Annotated in this window: 18 protein-coding genes; 8 read left to right on the top strand and 10 right to left on the bottom strand. The window is 73.0% G+C overall.

What is annotated here, in order from left to right; genetic code table 11:
• Positions 1-32: 32 nt before the first annotated feature.
• Genes ACIQPT_RS33460 through ACIQPT_RS33470 form a run of 3 tightly spaced genes read right to left on the bottom strand, consistent with a single transcriptional unit; the run spans position 33 to position 3,598 of the window.
• A complete protein-coding gene (locus ACIQPT_RS33460; protein ID WP_401161515.1) occupies positions 33-1,247 on the bottom strand; it encodes an acetyl-CoA C-acetyltransferase in 1,215 nt (404 codons plus the stop codon).
• A gap of 60 nt (positions 1,248-1,307) precedes the next feature.
• Positions 1,308-2,450 carry an acyl-CoA dehydrogenase family protein gene (locus ACIQPT_RS33465; RefSeq protein WP_401161517.1) on the bottom strand — a complete coding sequence of 381 codons (1,143 nt, stop codon included), beginning with the start codon at positions 2,448-2,450 and terminating at the stop codon, positions 1,308-1,310.
• 8 nt (positions 2,451-2,458) lie between these two features.
• On the bottom strand, positions 2,459-3,598 hold the full coding sequence (locus ACIQPT_RS33470; RefSeq protein WP_401161519.1) for a CaiB/BaiF CoA transferase family protein: 1,140 nt from the start codon (positions 3,596-3,598) through the stop codon (positions 2,459-2,461).
• Between the two features lie 210 nt (positions 3,599-3,808).
• Here ACIQPT_RS33470 and ACIQPT_RS33475 point away from each other — a divergent pair, with 210 nt between their 5' ends.
• Positions 3,809-4,999: a saccharopine dehydrogenase family protein gene (locus ACIQPT_RS33475; RefSeq protein WP_401161521.1), complete on the top strand. Its 1,191-nt coding sequence runs from the start codon at positions 3,809-3,811 to the stop codon at positions 4,997-4,999.
• A 33-nt stretch (positions 5,000-5,032) separates the two neighbouring features.
• On the opposite strand, the gene mmpA is transcribed toward ACIQPT_RS33475, so the two are convergent.
• The 3 genes from mmpA to ACIQPT_RS33490 all read right to left on the bottom strand — a co-directional run bounded on the left by mmpA (position 5,033) and on the right by ACIQPT_RS33490 (position 6,474).
• Complete coding sequence (mmpA, locus tag ACIQPT_RS33480; RefSeq protein ID WP_401161523.1) at positions 5,033-5,176, bottom strand: morphogenic membrane protein MmpA; 144 nt, start codon at positions 5,174-5,176, stop codon at positions 5,033-5,035.
• An 81-nt stretch (positions 5,177-5,257) separates the two neighbouring features.
• Entirely contained in the window at positions 5,258-5,695 is a 438-nt protein-coding gene (locus ACIQPT_RS33485; RefSeq protein ID WP_401161524.1) for a glutaredoxin domain-containing protein, read from the bottom strand.
• Positions 5,696-5,781: 86 nt separating this feature from the next.
• The gene (locus tag ACIQPT_RS33490; RefSeq protein ID WP_401161526.1) at positions 5,782-6,474 is read right to left on the bottom strand and encodes an endonuclease V; all 693 of its coding nucleotides are present in this window, start codon (positions 6,472-6,474) and stop codon (positions 5,782-5,784) included.
• 145 nt (positions 6,475-6,619) lie between these two features.
• Between ACIQPT_RS33490 and ACIQPT_RS33495 the strand changes: the two genes are divergently transcribed.
• Complete coding sequence (locus tag ACIQPT_RS33495; protein ID WP_401161528.1) at positions 6,620-6,916, top strand: YciI family protein; 297 nt, start codon at positions 6,620-6,622, stop codon at positions 6,914-6,916.
• A gap of 69 nt (positions 6,917-6,985) precedes the next feature.
• Positions 6,986-7,873, top strand: a complete 888-nt coding sequence (locus ACIQPT_RS33500; protein ID WP_401161529.1) for an alpha/beta fold hydrolase — start codon at positions 6,986-6,988, stop codon at positions 7,871-7,873.
• On the opposite strand, the gene ACIQPT_RS33505 is transcribed toward ACIQPT_RS33500, so the two are convergent.
• Positions 7,870-9,009, bottom strand: coding sequence for a WD40/YVTN/BNR-like repeat-containing protein (locus ACIQPT_RS33505; protein ID WP_401161531.1), 1,140 nt, complete (start codon positions 9,007-9,009; stop codon positions 7,870-7,872). The genes ACIQPT_RS33500 and ACIQPT_RS33505 overlap by 4 nt on opposite strands.
• A 207-nt stretch (positions 9,010-9,216) precedes the next feature.
• Between ACIQPT_RS33505 and ACIQPT_RS33510 the strand changes: the two genes are divergently transcribed.
• Together ACIQPT_RS33510 and ACIQPT_RS33515 are read left to right on the top strand one after the other, a co-directional pair.
• Complete coding sequence (locus tag ACIQPT_RS33510) at positions 9,217-9,633, top strand: SsgA family sporulation/cell division regulator (RefSeq protein ID WP_401161533.1); 417 nt, start codon at positions 9,217-9,219, stop codon at positions 9,631-9,633.
• Between the two features lie 231 nt (positions 9,634-9,864).
• Positions 9,865-11,496 carry an ABC-F family ATP-binding cassette domain-containing protein gene (locus ACIQPT_RS33515; RefSeq protein ID WP_401161535.1) on the top strand — a complete coding sequence of 544 codons (1,632 nt, stop codon included), beginning with the start codon at positions 9,865-9,867 and terminating at the stop codon, positions 11,494-11,496.
• Between the two features lie 13 nt (positions 11,497-11,509).
• On the opposite strand, the gene ACIQPT_RS33520 is transcribed toward ACIQPT_RS33515, so the two are convergent.
• Positions 11,510-11,962, bottom strand: coding sequence for a MarR family winged helix-turn-helix transcriptional regulator (locus ACIQPT_RS33520; protein WP_401161536.1), 453 nt, complete (start codon positions 11,960-11,962; stop codon positions 11,510-11,512).
• Between the two features lie 52 nt (positions 11,963-12,014).
• On the opposite strand from ACIQPT_RS33520, the gene ACIQPT_RS33525 reads away from it, so the two are divergent.
• The 3 genes from ACIQPT_RS33525 (at position 12,015) to ACIQPT_RS33535 (ending at position 15,963) form a co-directional block, all read left to right on the top strand.
• Positions 12,015-12,422 (top strand): hypothetical protein, encoded by a 408-nt coding sequence (locus ACIQPT_RS33525; protein WP_401161538.1) that lies wholly within the window; start codon positions 12,015-12,017, stop codon positions 12,420-12,422.
• 61 nt (positions 12,423-12,483) lie between these two features.
• Positions 12,484-14,808 (top strand): ATP-binding cassette domain-containing protein, encoded by a 2,325-nt coding sequence (locus ACIQPT_RS33530; protein WP_401161540.1) that lies wholly within the window; start codon positions 12,484-12,486, stop codon positions 14,806-14,808.
• A 180-nt stretch (positions 14,809-14,988) separates the two neighbouring features.
• Positions 14,989-15,963: an acyl-ACP desaturase gene (locus tag ACIQPT_RS33535; RefSeq protein ID WP_401161541.1), complete on the top strand. Its 975-nt coding sequence runs from the start codon at positions 14,989-14,991 to the stop codon at positions 15,961-15,963.
• A gap of 17 nt (positions 15,964-15,980) precedes the next feature.
• Here the strand turns inward: ACIQPT_RS33535 and ACIQPT_RS33540 are convergent, their stop codons facing one another.
• Both ACIQPT_RS33540 and ACIQPT_RS33545 read right to left on the bottom strand, forming a co-directional pair.
• Positions 15,981-19,364 (bottom strand): hypothetical protein, encoded by a 3,384-nt coding sequence (locus ACIQPT_RS33540; RefSeq protein WP_401161543.1) that lies wholly within the window; start codon positions 19,362-19,364, stop codon positions 15,981-15,983.
• 70 nt (positions 19,365-19,434) lie between these two features.
• Positions 19,435-19,689: a WhiB family transcriptional regulator gene (locus ACIQPT_RS33545; protein WP_006128884.1), complete on the bottom strand. Its 255-nt coding sequence runs from the start codon at positions 19,687-19,689 to the stop codon at positions 19,435-19,437.
• Between the last annotated feature and the right edge of the window lie 46 nt (positions 19,690-19,735).

The raw sequence follows: 19,735 nt of genomic DNA on the forward strand, positions 1-19,735 counted from the left end.
CAGGCGGCAGTTCGACGACAGGCCCTGGAAGGTCAGATGCGTTCGACGATGGTCGCGACGCCCATGCCGCCGCCGACGCAGAGGGTGACCAGGCCGAACTGCTGGTCGCGGCGCTCCAGTTCGTCGATGACGGTGCCGAGGATCATCGCGCCGGTCGCGCCGAGGGGGTGGCCGAGCGCGATGGCGCCGCCGTTGACGTTGACCTTGTCCAGGGAGAGGCCCATGTCCTTGACGAAGCGCAGGACGACTCCGGCGAAGGCTTCGTTGATCTCGACGAGGTCGATGTCGTCGATGGTCAGCCCGGCCTTGGTGAGCGCCTTGCGGGTGGCGGGGGCGGGGCCGGTGAGCATGATGGTGGGCTCGGAGCCGGAGACGGCGGCGGAGACGATACGGGCGCGCGGGGTGAGGCCGTAGCGCTCGCCGACCTCCTTCGAGCCGATGGCGACGAGGGCCGCGCCGTCCACGATGCCGGAGGAGTTGCCCGCGTGGTGGACGTGGTCGATCTTCTCGATCCAGTGGTACTTCTGCAGCGCCACCGCGTCGAAGCCGCCCATCTCGCCGATGCCCGCGAAGGACGGCTTGAGGCCGGCGAGGGAGTCGGCGGTGGTGCCGGGGCGCAGGTGCTCGTCGTGGTCGAGGACGACCAGGCCGTTGCGGTCCTTGACGGGGACGACGGAGCGGGCGAAGCGGCCGTCCTTCCAGGCCGCGGCGGCGCGTTCCTGGGAGAGCCCGGCGTACTCGTCGACGTCGCGGCGGCTGAAGCCCTCGATGGTGGCGATGAGGTCGGCGCCGATGCCCTGGGGGGCGAAGCCGGTCTCGAAGCTGGTCATCGGGTCCATGGCCCAGGCCCCGCCGTCGGAGCCCATCGGGACGCGGGACATCGACTCGACGCCACCGGCCAGGACGAGGTCCTCCCAGCCCGAACGGACCTTGGCGGCGGCCAGGTTGACCGCTTCCAGGCCGGAGGCACAGAAGCGGTTCTCCTGGACCCCGGCGACGGAGTCGGGCAGCCCGGCCGCGATGGCGGCGATGCGGGCGATGTCGGAGCCCTGGTCGCCGAGCGGGCTGACCACGCCGAGGACGATGTCGTCGATGGCGGCCGGGTCGAGGTCCGGGAAGCGGCCCCGGATCTCGTGGATGAGGCCGACGACCAGGTCGATCGGCTTGGTGCCGTGCAGGGCGCCGTTGGCCTTGCCGCGGCCGCGCGGCGTGCGGATCGCGTCGTAGACGAATGCTTCGGTACTCAAGACAGCTGCCTTTCGAGGGTGGTTGTCGGCCCGGGACCGGGGCGTGACGATCGGGGTCGGTCAGGCGAGCAGCGAGCGACCGATGATCTCCTTCATGATCTCGGTCGTGCCGCCGTAGATGGTCTGGATGCGGCCGTCGGTGAAGGCCTTGGCGACCTTGTACTCGCTCATGTAGCCGTAGCCTCCGTGGAGTTGGAGGCAGCGGTCGGCGACGCGCTTCTGCAGTTCGGTGGCCCACCACTTGGCCATGGAGGCGTGGACGGCGTCCAGGACGCCGTCGGAGTGGTCGACGATGCACCGGTCGAGGAAGGACCGGGTGACGGCGCACTCGGTGGCCATCTCGGCGATCTCGAAGCGGATGTGCTGGAGCTTGGAGAGCGGGCGTCCGAAGGCCTCGCGCTCCTTGACGTACTGGGTGGTGATCTCCAGCAGGTGTTCGGCGGCGGCGATCCCGGCGACCGCTATGCCCATGCGCTCCTGGGCCAGGTTGGTCATCAGGTGGATGAACGCGCCGTCGAGTTCACCGAGGAGGTTCTCCTTCGGCACGCGGACGTCGTTGAAGAACAACTCGGCGGTGTCCTGGGACTTCTGGCCGATCTTGTCGAGGTTGCGGCCGCGCTCGAAGCCCTCCGCGCCGCGTTCGACGACGATGAGGGAGAGCCCCTTGGCCCCGCCCTCGGGGGTGGTCTTCGCGACGACAACGACCAGGTCGGCGAGGATCCCGTTGGAGATGAAGGTCTTGGAGCCGTTGAGCAGCCAGTGGTCGCCCTTGTCCTCGGCGGTGGTGCGGATGCCCTGGAGGTCGGAGCCCGCGCCCGGCTCGGTCATCGCGATCGCGGTGATGGTCTCGCCGGAGCAGAAGCCGGGGAGCCAGCGCCGCTTCTGCTCATCGGTGGCCAGACCGGTGAGGTAGGGGCCGATGATGTCGTTGTGCAGGCCGATCGCGAGTCCGGCGGCCCCGGCGCGGGTGAACTCCTCGGCGAGGACGGCGCTGTAGCGGAAGTCGTCGCTGCCGCCGCCCCCGTACTCCTCCGGGACGGCGAGGCCCAGCAGCCCCGCGCGCCCGGCGGCGAGCCAGGCCTCGCGCGAGACGATGCCGTCCTGCTCCCACTGCTCGTAGTACGGGAGGACCTCCTTGGCCAGGAAGGCCCGGACGGTCTCGCGGAAGGCGTCGTGCTCATCGGTGAAGATCTGCCGTTGCACGGGGTCTCCTAGTCGTGAGAGGTGGGCCTGAGCCCCGGTACGTCCCAGTCGGCGGCGACGGCTGCGGTGTCGGCGCCGGGCCGTGCGGGCCCGCTGCGTACGGAGACAGGGGTGGCCGAGAAGCGCGGGGCGGGGGCGGGCTGGGCGATGCCGCTGTGCTCGACGAAGGTGGAGCGGGCGGCGAGGTGCGGGTGGTGCGGCGCTTCGGCGAGCGAGAGGACGGGGGCCACGCAGGCGTCGGTGCCGTCGAAGACCTCGGTCCACTCGGCACGCGTACGGGTCAGGAACCGCGCGGTGACGGCGGCGCGCAGCTCGTCCCAGCGGGCGAGGTCCCAGCGGTCGGGGAAGTCGTCCGCGATGCCGAGGAGGCCGGCGAATTCGGCGTAGAACTGCCCCTCCAGCGGGCCGACCGCCATGTGGCCGCCGTCGGACGTGGCGTAGGTGCCGTAGAACGGGCAGCCGCCGTCCAGCAGATTCGTGCCGCGCCGGTCCTGCCAGCTCCCGGCGGCCAGCATGCCGTGGATCATCGAGGCGAGATGGGCGGCGCCGTCCACGATCGCGGCGTCGACGACCTGTCCCTCGCCGTGGGTACGGGCGTGCTGGAGGGCGGCGAGGACGCCGACGACGAGGTAGAGCGAGCCGCCCGCGTAGTCGCCGACCAGGTTGGCGGGGACCGTGGGCGGTTCGTCGGGCTTGCCGATCATGGACAGGGTGCCGGTGAGCGCGAGGTAGGCGATGTCGTGCCCGGCACGCTCCGCGAGCGGCCCGTCCTGGCCCCAGCCGGTCATCCGCCCGTAGACCAGCTTCGGGTTCCGGGCGAGGCAGGGCTCGGGGCCGACGCCCAGCCGCTCCGCGACGCCGGGGCGGTAGCCCTCGATCAGGATGTCGGCGCGTTCGACGAGGTCCAGGACGCGGGCCGGTCCCTCGTCGCTCTTGAGGTCCAGGAGGACGGAGCGCTTGTTGCGGTTGGTGAGGTCGTACGCGGGATCGATGCCGAGCCCCGCGCCGCCGGGTCGGTCGACGCGTACGACGTCGGCCCCGAGGTCCGCCAGCAGCATCGCGGCGAACGGGCCGGGACCGATGCCCGCCAGTTCGACGACCCGGACACCGGTCAGCGGACCGTGCCCGGGCCTTGGGCCATTCGCCATCTGTGAGCCCCCAGGGGTATGACACAACCGATGTAACACCTGTGATGCTAAGAACGCGCCCGGCTCCGCACAACCCCTCGGGCCGAGCAAGCGCTTAGTACTTCGCATCCGATCCTCTCGCATCCGGCCCGCCCGGCCGCACGCCGCCACGGCGCTCTCCGCTACCCTCTGCCTGCCACGTCGGCACCCGTCTCCCAGCCGGAGGTACTCGTGAACAGGCAGAACGACGCGACACGCCCCTTGGACGTCGTCCTCTTCGGCGCCACCGGCTTCGTGGGGACGCTCACGGCCGAATATCTGGCGGCCCACGCCCCCGCCGGCCTCCGCTGGGCGCTGGCCGGCCGCAGCCGGACCAAGCTGGCGGCGCTGCGCGAGCGGCTCACGGCGATCGCCCCGGGCTGCGCGGAGCTGCCGCTACTGGAGACCGACGCGGAAGACGCGGAGGCGCTGGCCGAACTGGCCGCCTCCACCCGGGTGGTGGCCTCGACGGTGGGCCCGTACATCCGTTACGGCGAGAAGCTCGTCGCCGCCTGCGCGGAGGCCGGGACGGACTACGCGGACCTCACGGGCGAGGCCGAGTTCATCGACCGGACCTACCTGGAACACGACGCGCGGGCCCGCGAGACGGGGGCGCGCATCGTGCACGCCTGCGGGTTCGACTCCGTCCCGCACGACCTGGGTGCGTACTTCACCGTCCAGCAGCTGCCCGAGGACGTGCCCCTGACCGTGGACGGCTTCGTCCGTGCCGACGGGGTGTTCTCCGGCGGGACGTTCGCCTCGGCTCTGACCGCGATGGGCCGGGGGCCGCAGATGCTGGCCGCCGCCCGGGAGCGCCGGCTGCACGAGCCCCGCCTGGTCGGCCGCCGCGTCCGCACCCCGGTGGGATCGCCGCACTTCAGCGGGTCCGTCGGCACCTGGGCGCTGCCGCTGCCGACGGTGGACCCGACGATCGTGGGCCGCTCCGCACGGGCCCTGGAGCGCTACGGCCCCGACTTCCGCTACCGGCACTTCGCCTCGGTCAAGACGCTGCCGATGGCCCTCGGCGCACCGGTGGCGATCGGCGCGCTGGTGGCCGCCGCACAGGTGGAGGGCGCACGGGAGTGGCTGATGGGGCGTTACGAGCCGGGCCAGGGGCCGGACGAGGGGCGCCGCGAACGCAGTTGGTTCACCATCCGCTTCGTCGGCGAGGGCGGCGGGCGGCGCGTCTTCACCGAGGTGTCCGGCGGCGACCCGGGCTACGGCGAGACGGCGAAGATCCTCGCCGAGTCGGCGGTGTGCCTGGCCCTGGACGAGCTGCCGGAGACCTCCGGGCAGGTCACCACGGCGGTGGCCATGGGTGACGCGCTGCTGGATCGGCTGACGGCGGCGGGGCTGCGGTTCCGGGTGGCGGCGGTGCGATAACGGACGGGCCCGGGGCCCGGCACGTTCCGGGACCTAGAAGATCCAGTCGACCAGCGTGTAGAGCATCGCGCCCAGCCAGACGAGCCCGACGCCGCCGCCGAGGACGGCGCCGAGCACCGCGCGGCGCTGGGCGGGGTCGAGGGGCGTGGCGCGGACGGCTGTACGAGATGCGTTCATACGTTTCAGCCTGCCCAGCCGGGCAGATTTACGCCATCCGTACGGGTACTCAGTTGCAGGACTGTTCCACGCCCGGGACCTTCAGGCGGCAGGCGGAAGCTGTTCGCGTACCCACGCGGGGTCCGGGTTGGAGTGCGGCCGGTCCGCCACGACGACGGTCGGCACGGTCTCATCGCCGCCGTTGGCCGCCCGCACCACGGCCGCTCCCGCCGGATCGCGCCAGATGTCGACCCAGTGCAGCCGGGAGGCGTCGCGGCCCAGCCGGAGGCGGAGCCGCAGGCAGTACGTGCAGCCGGGCCGCCAGTAGACGACCGGGCGGCCGTCGGCCGCGCTGCGGCGCCGCGCCTCGGCGGCGGGGACCGGCCTCGGGAAGATCAGGGGCGAGGTCATGCCGGCGAGCAGCACGAACAGCAGCAGGAACACGGCCGCCTCGACGGGCTCGCCCCGGAGGGCCGGTCCCGTCGCGACGACCGCGCCGCTGAGCACCAACAGGACCGGCAGCAGCCACACGCGCGTCATGACGCCGCACGCTATCGTCGCGCCGCCCCGCTCATCGAGGCGGGCCTCCGGCCCGGAGCGGTGCGACCCGAACCGTGCCGCCTCCGTCAGGCGGTCGCTTCGCGCAGGGTCTGCCGGCACAGGGCGTCCGCGCGGCGGGTGCTCTCCGGCTGGCGGTAGCGGCCGGAGAGGCGGAGGGTGTGGGCGCAGGCGTTGTCGAGGCTGACGCGGTGGCCCACCGAGACGAACACCGGGCTGGTGTTCTCCCGGGTGCGCAGCGCCCGGCCGACGATCTCTTCGCCGTCGAGCAGCGGGGAGAAGTCACCGCGCCGGGGCCCGGGGGCCTCGTAGGTGAACGTGAACGGGTTCTTGCCGACGCCGATCACCGGCAGCCCGGTGAGCACGCCCAGGTGGCTGGCGAGTCCGAAGCGGCGCGGGTGCGCCAGACCGTAGCCGTCGCAGACGACGAGACCGGGGTCGGCGCTCAGCTCTTCCAGGGCCTCCAGCACGGTGGGGATCTCCCGGAACGCCAGAAGCCCGGGAACGTACGGGAAGGAGACCTTGCCGACGGCGGTGGCCTCCTCGATCGTCTCCAGCGTGGCGGCGTCCAGCACCACGGCCGCCGCCACGACGACGTCCTTCACATCGTCGTAGGCCACGTCCACCCCGGTGACCAGCCCGGTTCCGGGCTCCGGCCCCGCCTCGTCCAGGATCACCCGGCCGCGCAGCCGGTCCTGGATCGCCCGGCCCTCGGCTTCGTCAGCAGGGGTTTCATGGGCGGGGGTGGGGGAGGTCGTCATGTCCGGAAGCTTATGCGGTGTCGGGACCTCTCCCGTTACGCGGTGTGCCGGAGGCCGCCCGCCGCGGGACCTCGGAGCGGTGTGCCGGAGGCCGCCCGCCGCGGGACCTCGGAGCGGCGGGCCGGGATCCCGTAGCCTGACGATCATGTTCGTACTCGAATTGACCTACACGGCTCCGGTCGAGCGCGTCGACGCGCTCATGCGGGAGCACATCGCCTGGCTCGACGAGCAGTACGCGGCCGGCGTCTTCATCGCATCGGGTCGCAAGAACCCCCGGGACGGCGGGGTGATCCTGGCCGTCGGGGACGACCGGGGCGCGATCGAGAAGGTCGCGGCGGCCGATCCCTTCGCGGCGCACGGTGTGTGCGCGTACCGGATCACCGAGTTCATCGCGACGAAGACCTCCCCCGAACTCGCTCCGTATCGGCAGCAGTTGCCGTAGCGGCGGGCCCGCCCCGCTCGGTTCGCCCGTGGCCGATGAGTTTCCCGGGCGGGGCCGGTCTGCACGGGTATGGAGACCTACACACTCGACACAGCCGGCGCCGATCTCGTCCACGACGTTCGCGGGCCCCTGCCGACCGCCGACGGCCGGCCGCCGTTGTTCATGATCGGGCAGCCGATGGACGCCACCGGGTTCGTCGCGCTCGCGGCCCGCTTTCCCGAGCGGACCGTTGTCACCTACGACCCGCGGGGGCTCGGCCGCAGCACCCGTAAGGACGGGCGGACCGACCACACACCGGAAACCCAGGCCGATGACGTGCATGCCGTCATCAAGGCGCTCGGCGCCGGGCCGGTCGAGATGTTCGCCAGCAGTGGCGGGGCGGTCACCGCGCTCGCCCTCGTGGCGCGGCACCCCGGTGACGTGGTCACCCTCGTCGCGCACGAGCCGCCGCTCATCACGCTCACCCCGGACGGCCCGGCGGCCGTCCGGGCGCGGGCCGGGGTCCGGGACGCGTACGAGAAGCGGGGGTGGGGCGCCGGGATGGCCGCGTTCGTGGCCATGACCTCGTGGGAGGGCGAGTTCACCGACGCGTACTTCGCGCGGCCCACGCCCGATCCCGCCGCGTTCGGCATGCCCACCGAGGACGACGGTTCACGTGACGACCCGCTGCTGTCCGACCGGTCGTGGGCGATCAGCGACCACCGGCCGGACGTCGACGCCATCGCCGCGGCCGGCACCCGCGTGGTGATCGCCGTGGGCGAGGAGTCCCGGAGCGTGCAGACCGGGCGCACGTCCGACGCGACCGCCGCGCTGCTCGGGCAGCGGGCGACCGTCTTCCCGAGCCATCACGGCGGCTTCCTCGACGGGGAGTTCGGCTATCCGGGGAAGCCGGACGCGTTCGGGCGCCGGCTGCGGGAGGTGCTCGACGGCGCCCGGGACGTGTCGGCCGCTTCCTAGAACCCCAGCCGGGCCACCCGCCCCTTCTCGCCCGCCGCCCAGCAGCCCAGGTCGGGCGTGCAGTCGACGGTGTCGTACGAGCCGGAGTCGACCGTTCGCCAGGTGCGTCCGCCGTCCAGGGTGAGGTCGGTGCCCGTCGGGCCGACGGCCAGGGCGGCGGAGCGGCTGTACGGCAGCCAGCTGACGCCGGAGCGGTAGGCGGGCGGCGGGGTGGTGGACTGCCGCCAGGTCCGACCGCCGTCCCCGGTGACGGCGGCGGCCTTCGGGGAGGCCTCCTCGGGGCGGTAGTCCCCGCCGACGGCGATGCCGTGCCCACGGTCGCGGAAGGCCACGGCGAAGACCCCGCGGGCCGGGTCGCCCGCCGGGAGGGTCGACGCGCTCGCCGTCCAGGTCAGGCCCCGGTCCCGGGAGTGCAGGACGCGGGCGGTCGACGCTCCCCCGGTGGTCAGCCAGACGTCCTTGGCGCCGGAGCTGACCAGGCACTGGCCGCTCGCCGCGAAGCCGGCCTCACCCGGCAGGGCGGCGGGCATCCCCGTGTCGGGCAGGACCCGCCAGGAACGGCCGCCGTCCGCCGTGGACAGGACCCGGAACTTCCCGTCCACCGGGTCGCCCGCCGCGAGACCGTGCCGGCTGTCGAAGAACGTCAGGCAGTTGAAGAAGGCACGGGGGTCAGTGTTGCGGAAGGACTCGGTCCAGGTCGCTCCGCCGTCCTCGGTGCGCAGGACCCGGGAGGCCTCACCCTCGCCGATGGCCAGGGCGACGGCCCGGCGGCCGTCGAACGCCTCGATGTCCCGCAGTTCCAGGTCGGCCGCGCCGGGCGGTGACACGTCCCGCCAGGTGCGGCCGCCGTCGCCGGTGCGCAGGACCGTACCCTTCGACCCGGCGACCCAGGCGGTGGTGCGGCTGACCGGGGCCAGCCCCCGGAAGCGGGCGTCGGTGCCGGTGTCGGTGAGCTGCCAGCCGGGCAGGAGCCCGCGGGCGACCGCGTCCCCGGCCGGCTGCCTGGACTCGGCTCCCCCGGACGCGCTCCCGGAAGGCGGTGCCGCGTGTGCGCCCGGCGCGACCAGTACGGCGGCCAGCGCCGCACCGCCGGTCACCAGTGCCATCAGCCGTCTCGTGTTCCCCATGGCCTTCATGGCGCTGGAAGCTAGCCCACGGGTTCCGGCCCGTCCAGGGTGCGTTGCCGCCGAACGGGCAGGAGTGCGGGGGTGCGTGGAGGTCCGGACGGGACCGGCCGGAACCGGTGACGCAGCTCACGCCGCAAGCCGGTGCACGAAACGAGGAGTTCCGTCGTCTACTCCAGTGCCGGGAACCGTTCACCCAGCAGGGAGAGGGAGCAGGTCTTGTCCAGCGTTATCGAGCAGTCCGTGCAGGCCCGCATGGTCGCGTCCGCACCGCGGATGGAGACCCTGCCCGCCACTCTGAGTTACGACCGGCAGTATCCCTTCGCCGTACGCATGGCGTTCCCGGCCCCGGCGACCCTGGAGGGCACCGAGGTGTCCTGGGAGTTCTCCCGCGAGCTGCTGTCCACCGGGGTGGACTCCCCCACCGGGCAGGGAGACGTGCGCGTACGTCCTTTCGGGTACGAGCGGACCGTGCTGGAGTTCCACGCGCCCGAGGGCATCGCCATGGTCCATGTGCGCACCGAGGAGCTGCGGCGGTTCCTCCAGCGGGCGCAGGAGCTGGTTCCGGTGGGCGACGAGCACCGGTATCTGGACCTGGACCGGAGTCTGACCGACCTGCTCGGCGGCCCCTGCTGATCTCGGTTCCTCCGTCGGGGCCGAGGCGTAAATCCGGTTGCCGGGCCCGCGCCCCGGCCCTACCTTCGTGGTGGTTCCTGTTGTCGTCGATCGGAGTGGGACGTTGCTGATCTGAGGTCCTGTGCACACCGTGCAGCGCCCGCCGCGCCTTGCCGTGGCCGGAGCGCCCGTGTGCGATCTCGGTTTTCTCAGCCGTCCTCAGTCGTTCCCCGACGTCCACGGGAGATCCGTATGTCTGCTTCCGACACCCACATCAGCTGTACCTCCCTCGCCTTCTCCTGGCCCGACGGCAGCGAGGTCTTCTCCGGCTTCGATCTGGCCGTGGGCCCCGGCCGCACCGGTCTGATCGGCCTCAACGGCTGTGGCAAGTCGACCCTGTTGCGGCTGCTCGCCGGTGAACTCGCCCCGCAGGACGGCGTGATCAAGGTCCGGGGCGACCTGGGGTATCTGCCGCAGACCCTCGTCCTGGACACCGCGCTGCGGGTCGACGAGGTGCTCGGCGTCGCGGACCGGCGCGCGGCGCTCGACGCGGTCGAGTCGGGCGACGTCCGGCCCGAGCACTTCGCGGTGATCGGCGACGACTGGGACGTCGAGGAACGGTCTCTCGCCACCCTGGACGGGCTCGGCCTCGGGCACATCGGGCTCGACCGCACCATCGGGGAGATGTCCGGCGGCGAGTGCGTCCTGCTGCGGCTGGCCGCGCTGCTGCTGGACCGGCCCGGGGTGCTGCTGCTGGACGAGCCGACGAACAACCTGGACGCGTACGCCCGTCGGCGGCTGTACGACGCGGTCGACGCCTGGACGGGGGCGCTCCTCGTCGTCAGCCACGACCGGGAGCTGCTGGAGCGGGTGGACCGGATCGCGGATCTGCGCGAGGGTTCGGTCACCTGGTACGGCGGGAATCTGTCGGCGTACGAGGAGGCGCTCGCCGTCGAGCAGGAGGCGGCGCAGCGCATGGTGCGGGCCGCCGAGTCGGACGTTCAGCGGCAGAAGCGCGAACTGTCCGACGCCCACATGAAGTTGGCCCGGCGCAAACGCTACGGGCAGAAGATGTGGGACACCAAGCGTGAACCCAAGGTCGTGATGGGGCAGCGCAAGCGCTCCGCGCAGGAGTCGGCCGGCAAGCACCGCATCCTGCACACGGAGCGGCTGGCCGCGGCGAGGGAGCGGCTGGACGAGGCGGAGCTGGCGGTGCGGGAGGACGAGGAGATCCGGGTCGAGCTGCCGGGGACCCGGGTCCACCCGGGCGGCGAGGTGCTGCTGCTGCGCGATCCGGTGCCGCCCTACGGGCCGCCGCTGCGGGGCGAGTTGATGGTGCGGGGTCCCGAGCGGATCGCGCTGACCGGGCGCAACGGGGCCGGAAAGACGGCGCTGCTCCGGACGATCGCGGGGCAGCTGGCTCCCCTCTCGGGCGAGGCGAGCCCCTTGGTCCCGACGGGGTTCCTGCCGCAGCGGCTGGATCTGCTGGACGACGCGTCGTCGGTGGCGCGGAACGTGGCCCGGTCGGCCCCCGGCAGCACGGACAACGCCGTCCGGGCGCGGCTGGCCCGCTTCCTGTTCAAGGGGGCCGCGGCGGACCGCCCGGCGGGGACCCTGTCGGGCGGGGAGCGGTTCCGGGCGACGCTGGCGATGCTGTTGCTGGCCGATCCGGCGCCCCGGCTGCTGCTGCTCGACGAGCCGACGAACAGCCTCGATCTGGCGAGCGTACGGCGGCTGACCGAGGCGCTGGAGGCGTACGAGGGGGCGCTGATCGTGGCGAGCCACGATGTGCCGTTCCTGGAGTCGATCGGGATCACCCGCTGGCTCGCGCTCGACGGCGGGTTGCGGGACACGACGGCGGAGGCGGTGCGCGAGGGGCGCTGAGTCCGCGCGGTGGTCACGGTTCCGGGCTCCGGCGGGCCGCGTCGGAGAGCGTGCGCAGGCTCCGCAGGAAGCTCTCCCGGTCGGCGTCCGCCAGCCGTCCCAGCCAGGACTCCTCGCGCCGCTGGATCTCGTCCCTCACGGAGTCCCGGAGCCGGCGGCCTTCGGGCGTGAGGGAGAGCAACCGGGCCCGGCGGTCCTTCGGGTCGGGCCTGCGCACGAGCAGGTCGCGCGACTCCAGGTCGTCCAGCACGGTGATGATGCGGGTCTTGTCGGCGTTGATGGCCGCCGCCAGTGCGGCCTGGGTGCGCACGGGGGTCTCGCCGAGGGCCGACAGCACCACGTATCCCCACATGCTCAGCCCATGCGCGTCCAGGACGGGTTGCTCGTCGGCCATCAGCGCCCGCCCGAGGGGGACGATCATCGCGGCGAGGTCGGGGCGGGGCTCGTCTTCGGCGGCAGCGTTCACGGTGCCGAATCCAATCATTGACAAGTGATAAGTGCAAGCAGATCATCTGTGCATGCCTACTAAAATCCTGAGGTCCTCCTGGACGGCCGGGCAGCTGGACGGCCTGCCCGGCCCGGTCCTGGTGAGCATCACCGACTTCGTACCCCGCAGACGTGTGGACCTGCCCGGGATATACCGGGCGGCCCGCCGCCTGTCCGCCGGCTGGCAGGAGCTGGAGGGGGCGCACGGGATGTGGCTGTGGGCGGAGCGCACCGGCCGGCGCTGCGGAGCCGTGGCGGTCTGGTGCGATCACGACGCCCTGCGTGGCTTCGTCGCCTGGCCGCCGCACATGGAGATCATGCGGACCTACCGCGGCAGGGGGCGGCTGACCTCGACCACCTGGAGAGCCGAGTCCTTCGAACCGGGCGTCGTCTGGACGCGGTCCCGGGCGCGCCTCCTCGGCGCGGCCGCGGGCGGGTGACCGTCGAATCGCCCGGAAAAGGCGACAGAAGCTGTCGGGTATCCCGCCTAGCGTCGCCCGCATGGATCGCTTCCCCCAGCGCGACGCGCAGCCGCACACCCCCGGCTCCGCGCACCGCGACATCGTCATCACCGGCGCGCGCGAGAACAATCTGCGCGACGTCTCCCTCCGCATCCCCAAGGGCCGGATCACCGTCTTCACCGGTGTGTCCGGTTCGGGCAAGTCGTCGGTCGTCTTCGACACGATCGCCGTGGAGTCGCAGCGGCAGCTGAACGAGACCTTCACCTCCTTCCTCCGCAACCGGCTGCCGAAGTACGAGCGGCCGCACGTCGAGTCCGTCGAGGACCTGTCGGTGGCCATCGTGATCGACCAGAAGCCGCTGGGCGGCAACGTCCGCTCCACGGTGGGTACGGCGACCGACATCTGGTCGGTGATCCGGGTGCTGTTCTCCCGGTGCGGGAGCCCCAGCGCGGGCGGGGCGACCGCGTATTCGTTCAACGACCCCGCCGGGATGTGCCCGGAGTGCGACGGGGTGGGGCGGACGGTCCAGCTGGATCTCGACCGGGCGATCGACCGGTCGAAGTCGCTGAACGAGGGGGCCCTGCTGCTGCCCGGTCTGTCGGTGGGCAGCTGGGAGTGGAATCTGTACGGGGGTTCGGGGCGCTTCGACAATGATCTGCCGCTGGCCGAGTTCGGCGAGGAGGAGCGCCAACTCCTGCTGTACGGCTCGGGTTTCACCGTCCGTATCGACATGCGGACCGGCTCGGCCGACATGCGGTTCGAAGGGGTCGTGACCCGCTTCGAGCGGCTGTACCTCAAGCGCGACACCGCCGCGCTGTCGGAGAAGCGGCGCGAGGCGGCCGCCCGGTTCACCGTGGAGCGGGTGTGCGGGGCCTGCGGCGGGGCACGGCTGAACGCGGCGGCGCTCGCCACCCGGATCGACGGGCTCTCGCCCGCCGACTACGCGCGGATGGAGGTCGCCGAACTCGTCGGCGTACTGGAGCGGATCGACGATCCGGTGGGCGCCCCCATCGCCGCCGCGGCCCGGGAACGGCTGGAGCGGCTGGCCGGCATCGGGCTCGGGTATCTGAGCCTGGACCGGGAGACCACGACCCTGTCGGGAGGCGAGGGCCAGCGGCTCAAGATGGTGCGGCATCTGGGCAGTTCGCTCACCGGGCTGACGTTCGTCTTCGACGAGCCCAGCGTCGGCCTGCATCCGCGCGACGTCGGACGGCTGGGCGATCTGCTGGTGCGGCTGCGCGACAAGGGCAACACCGTGCTGGTCGTCGAGCACGATCCGGATGTGATGGCCGTCGCCGACCATGTCGTCGACATGGGGCCGCGGGCCGGGGCCGACGGCGGTCACGTCGTCTTCGAGGGGCCCTTCGAGCGGCTGCGCGAGGCGGATACGCTCACCGGCCGGTCGCTGCGCCGCCGCACCCCGCTCAAGGGGACCGTCCGCTCCCCCACCGGCCAACTCCCTGTGTACGGGGCGGATCTGCACAACCTCAAGGGTCTGGACGTGTCGTTCCCCGCCGGGGTGCTGACCGCGGTGACGGGGGTGGCGGGTTCCGGGAAGTCGACCCTGGTGTCACGGGTGTTCACCGCGGCGTACCCGGAGGCGGTGGTGATCGACCAGAGCGCGATCACGGCCTCGTCGCGCTCCACCCCCGCCTCGTACATCGGCGCACTGGACGCCATCCGCAAGGTGTTCGCCCGGGAGAACGGGGTGGACGCGGGGTTGTTCAGCTTCAACTCCGCCGGGGCCTGCGCGGGTTGCTCGGGGCGCGGGGAGATCTCGACGGATCTGGCGTTCATGGATCCGGTCACCACGACCTGCCCGGAGTGCGAGGGCCGCCGCTTCCACGACGACGTGCTGAAGCACCGGGTCGGGGGCCGGTCGATCGTGGACGTCCTGGACATGACGGCGGCGCGGGCGGCCGGACTGTTCGAGGATCCGGTGCTGCTGCGGAAGCTGCGCACCCTCGACGCGGTCGGGCTCACCTACCTCACGCTGGGGCAGCCGCTCTCCTCGCTGTCGGGCGGCGAGCGGCAGCGGATCAAGCTCGCGACCCAGTTGCACCGCACTTCCAGCGTGTACGTGCTGGACGAGCCGACGACCGGACTGCACCTGGCGGACACGGGCGCGCTGGTGGATCTGCTGGACCGGCTGGTCGACGCGGGGAACACGGTGATCTGCGTGGAGCACAACCTGGATGTGGTCAAGCGGGCGGACTGGGTGATCGAACTCGGTCCGGACGGCGGCAAGGGCGGCGGGGAGCTGGTCTTCGCGGGGACGCCCGCCGGTCTGCTCGCGCATCCGACGTCCGTCACCGGGCGGTATCTGCGCCGGGATCCAGGGGTGGAATCACTGATTCCTGGGTAGCGGAACGGGGCTCCGGAAGGGCCCCCAGGGGGTCCCCGCACAACAGCCCACCTGCACACATGACCCTGTGTAGCCGATCACTGGCGGGAGCGGGCTTGGCTTTGGCCTTAACGTCGCTTTAACCTACGGTCACGTAACCTACGAAGCCGTAGGTAATTCTCCCGTCCCCAGGAGCTCCCCGTGACGATCACCTCTCCCCACCTCGGCAGTTCGAAGGCGTGGACCGACGCCCAACTGCTGTACGCGCTGGAAGAGGTGGTGGAGAAGGAACTCAACCGCCATCTCAAGGTCGCCAAGGACTGGATGCCGCACGAGTACGTTCCGTTCTCCGACGGGCGCAACTTCCCCGGCATCTTCGACGACGGCGAGGCGTGGGCGGCGGACCAGTCCAAGGTCACCGACATCGGCAAGATCGCCCTCGTGGTGAACCTGCTGACCGAGGACAACCTCCCCAGCTACCACCACGAGATCGCCTCCCTCTTCGGCCGCGACGGCGCGTGGGGCACCTGGGTGCACCGCTGGACCGCCGAGGAGGGCCGCCACGGCATCGTCATGCGCGACTACCTGCTCACCTCGCGCGCCGTGGACCCGGACAAGCTGGAGCAGTTCCGCATGGCGCACATGGCGGAGGGCTTCGAGTCGGACAACCGGCACTCGATGCTGCACTCCGTCGCGTACGTCGCCTTCCAGGAGCTGGCCACCCGCGTCTCGCACCGCAACACGGGTCACCAGTCCGGCGACCCGGTCTGTGACCGGATGCTGGCCCGGATCGCGACCGACGAGAACCTCCACATGGTCTTCTACCGCAACCTCCTGGGCGCCGCCTTCGAGCTGGCCCCGGACCTGACCATGCAGGCCGTGCGCGACGTCGTCGTCAACTTCCGGATGCCCGGACACGGCATGCCCGGCTTCGAGCGGGCCGCCGCGCAGATGGCTATCGGCGAGATCTACAACATGCGCATCCACCACGACGACGTGATCCAGCCCGTGCTGCGCTACCTGAAGGTCATGGACATCGACGGGCTCGGCCCGGAGGGCATGAAGGCGCAGGAGGAGCTCGGTCTGTACATGGGCGGGCTGGACAGCGAGGCGTCGAAGTTCGACGAGAAGCTCGCCGCCCGCAAGGCCCGGCTGGTGGCGCGCGGCCGCGCCTGATCCAGCTCCTCCCGCCCTCACTCCTCGGCGGTGGCCTGGGCGTACGCCACGTCGCGTACATCGTCCGAGGAGTGCTGGCGGAGCATCCGCAGCTGGGTGCGCCACGGCCCGGTCCACCCGGTGCGCAGGCCGCACGCCACGGTCAGTTCGGCGGCGAGCAGACCCTCGGCCGGGTCCCCCGTCGCCGCCAGCCGTGCGACGACGAGCAGCAGCGTTTCCGGGTCGCCGGCCTGCGACCCCGGGAATCCGACCAGCCGCCTGCCGACGGTCTGCGCGGTCCTGGCGGCGAGTGCCGGACGGCCGGTGTGCAGGGCGGCGAGCTCGACCAGCCCGGTGTGCACCGTGTCCGGGTCCGCCGCCAGCTCCACGGAGCGCGCGAGCAGGGCGACGGCGTCCGGCAGATGGTCGCGGTGGGCGGCCAGGGTCCGGCCCGCCTCGGCGAGCACCACCGAGGCGGGCCTGTTGTTCGGACCGGCCCGCAGCGACAGCGTCCTGGCCAGATGGCCGAGCCGCCGGCGGGCGGGCCGGTCCCGCTCCGCCCCCGCGTCGTCCGCCGTCTCACCGGTGGCCAGCAGGGACAGGGCGCGGTTCAGGGCCCCGACCGCCTCCGGGGTGGTCCGGGCGGCGTCCACGAGGGCCTCGGCGGCCGAGCGCCACCTCCCCCGCCGGTCCAGATCGGTGACCGCGTCGACCAGGACCGCCGCCGCGTGCGGGGCCCAGGGCAGCCAGGGGACCAGCGCGGTGTGGGCGAGGGCGGCCAGCGTGTCGTCGTCGGTACGGCCCACGTCCTGGATCAGCCGGGCGTAGCGCGGTCGCAGGGCCGGGTCCAGCTCCGTCGGGTGCGCCCGCAACACCGCCACCCGCAGCGCCCGTTCGCCGCCCGCCGCGTCCTCGGTCACCTCCCACATGCGTACGTCGCCGAGCAGCGGCGTACCTGCGTCCACACAGGCGGCCCGTACGTCGAGGTGCTGGCCGGGCTGTGCGTACGCGTCGGCGAGGAGGCCGGCCGCCTCCGCGCGCGGCAGCAGACCGGCGGCGAGCCGGACCATCTCCTTGCGGCTCGTCACCTTGCCGGTGCCCGGAGCCGTACGGGCGGCGAGCAGCGGGGCCAGCAGGGAGGGCCGGGTGCGGGCGGCGGCCCGGCCCGCCGCGTACACAGCGACGCGCGCCCGGTCGTCGCCCGCGTGCGCGAGCAGTTCGGGCAGCACCTCGGCTGGCCGGTCGGTGTACGCGAGGGCGGCGAGGGCTGCCTCGGCGATCACCACGTCCCCGTCGTCGGTCCAGGCGCGTACGGCGTCGGCGCCCCGCCCGGGTATCCGGGCGAGCTGCGCCAGGGCGGCGGTGCGCAGGTACAGCGGCAGCTTCTCGTCCGCCGCCGTGCGCTCCACCGCGCGCAGTGCGGCCCGCTGCTGACGGGGCGTCCAGCGTTCGGATCCGGTGACGTCGACGGTCCAGGGTGCGCCGGGCGCGAGGAACCGGCCCCGGGGCGGCGTCCCGTCGAGGTACGCCTCCAGCAGGTCCGTCCGGCGGCCGGTCACGACGCGCCGGACCTCCGGGAGCGCGACGGCGGAGGGGTGCCGGGCGAGCAGCCGCTCCACCCGCTCGTCCCGGCCGGCCGGGACCCGGAGCCAGAGGGCGGCGGCGCTCCGGGCGGCCGAGGGCTCGCCGTAGTTCACGGCCTGCCACAGCAGGTCCTGGAGACCGGGCATGGCGTCGGCGCGACGGCCCACGGCGCGGGCCAGGGCCAGGACGAGGCCGTAGTCGGAGCGTTCCGCGCCCGCTTCCAGCCAGGGCCGCAGCGCGTCGAACACCGTGTGCTCCTGGCCCCGGCGCAGCGACCGGTCCAGGCGGCCCAGGTCGGCGCTGCCGCTGCTGCCGGTGATCCGGACCAGGGTGCGCAGCGCCCAGTTGAGCAGGTCGCGCTGCCCGGTCGCCGCGTGCTCGCGCAGCACACCGACGGCCAGGGAGCCGAGGGCGGAACGGGTGGCGGCGGAGGAGTCGCGGGCCTCCACGGCGTCGGCGGCGATGCGGTCGAGCAGCGGTTCCACCGCGTCGGTGAAGAGGGCGGGCTCCACATCGTTCAGGGCGGTGAGGGCCGCGGAGCGGACGGGATCCTGTTCGTTGCGCAGGCGCAGCAGGTCCTCCAGCACGGTGGCGACGCGGGCCGGGTCGCCGGAGCGGCCCGCGCTGCCGACGAGCAGCGACCAGGCCGTGGCGCGGTCGTCGGGGGCCGGGCCCCGGGTGGCCGCCAGGAGCGGTTCGCGTGCCTCGTCGAAGGGGAGGTAGGACGTGGCGGCGAGGACGGCGGCGATGTCTCCGCGCGCCCGGGCCCGCTCCGCCGTCCGCCGGGCGACGGCCACCACCCCGCTGCGGGGCAGCGCGTCCAGCAGCCGGGTGTCGACGGTGCTCCCCGCCGCACCCTCGCCCCTGTCCTCGGTGACCGCTTCGTGGAGCGCGGTGCGACGGCCGGGCGGCAGGGCGCGCAGGAGCCGGGGCAGCAGCCCGTCGGGGTCCGGTGCGCTGCGGCCCAGTTCGACGAGGAGGGGGTCGGGCAGGGCGCGGACGAGGCGGCGCAGTCCGGTTCCGCTGAGTGCGTGGTGCACGTGCGCGCTGACATCGGGCCTGATGGCGAGCCGGGCGACCCGGGCGGGGTCGGCGGCGACGAGTCGTCCCAGGCGGCGGTGCAGGACGACCGGCAGCCGGGTGGGGCCGAGGTGTTCGAGGAGGTCGAGCACCCGGTGCGGGAGGGCCACCGCCGCGACGGCGACGCCCCGGGGGTGGCCGGGCCCCTGCCACCAGGCGTCCCGTCCCGCCACGGGGAGTCCGGTCAGTTCCTCCTCCGCGGAGTCCAGGACCGGTCCGGGGTGGTGGTGGCCGAGCGAGGGCCAGCAGTCCGCCGAGCGCCGCAGCTCCGGCAGCAGCGTCCTGACCGTGGCGGCCGAGCAGCCGGGCAGCAGACGGGCCGCCTCGAGGTCGCCCCAGGTGTCGCGCAGGACGGTGACCAGGCGGTCGGCGAGCGCGGTGCGGCGGTCGGCGACGATCGCCCGCACCAGTTGTCGGCGTACGGCGCCGGGCGCGTCGGCGAGGGCCGTCTCGTACGCCGTGTCCGGCACCCCGAGCACCCGCGCGGCGCGCAGGGCATGCCCGCGCACGACGGCGTCCTCGTCGGCGAGGTGCGCGGCGATCCACTCGGCGTCCCGGCCGACCGAAGCGGCCAGCGCCGCGATCCGGCGCTCGTACGGGTCGCCGTCCTCCAGTTCGTCGAGGACGGCGCGCAGCGAACCCTCGGCGGCCAGCCGGCCGGCCCGCACCGCCAGTTCGCTGACGCGCTGCGCATGGGGCAGCGGTTCGAGCGCGTCGAGGAGGGCGGCGGCGAGGACGAGCGGCGGGGCGTCGGTCATGGACCCGATTGTGCCGGGCCTGGCCCGAACACCCCAGGGGTTTACGGTGCGTGGGTGCGGCCGGGGGCGTTCAGCCCCGGTCGCGTCCTTCTCTGCGCAGCCGCTCGCGCTCCTTTTCGGACAGCCCGCCCCAGACGCCGAACCGCTCGTCGTTGGCGAGTGCGTACTCCAGGCAGGCCAGACGCCCTTCGCAGGCGTTGCACAGTTGCTTGGCCTCGCGGGTCGAACTGCCCGGGGCCGGGAAGAAGAACTCGGGTCCGGCCTGCGCGCACAGCGCGGTCTCCTGCCAGGCGAGCGCGTCGTCGGTCACGGTGTTGATCAGCATGGGGACCACGGTGCCCGGTGGCGATAAACAACTGATCAACGATTCA

The sequence above is a fragment of the Streptomyces sp. NPDC091289 genome (genome assembly GCF_044757365.1).
Lineage (GTDB): Bacteria > Actinomycetota > Actinomycetes > Streptomycetales > Streptomycetaceae > Streptomyces.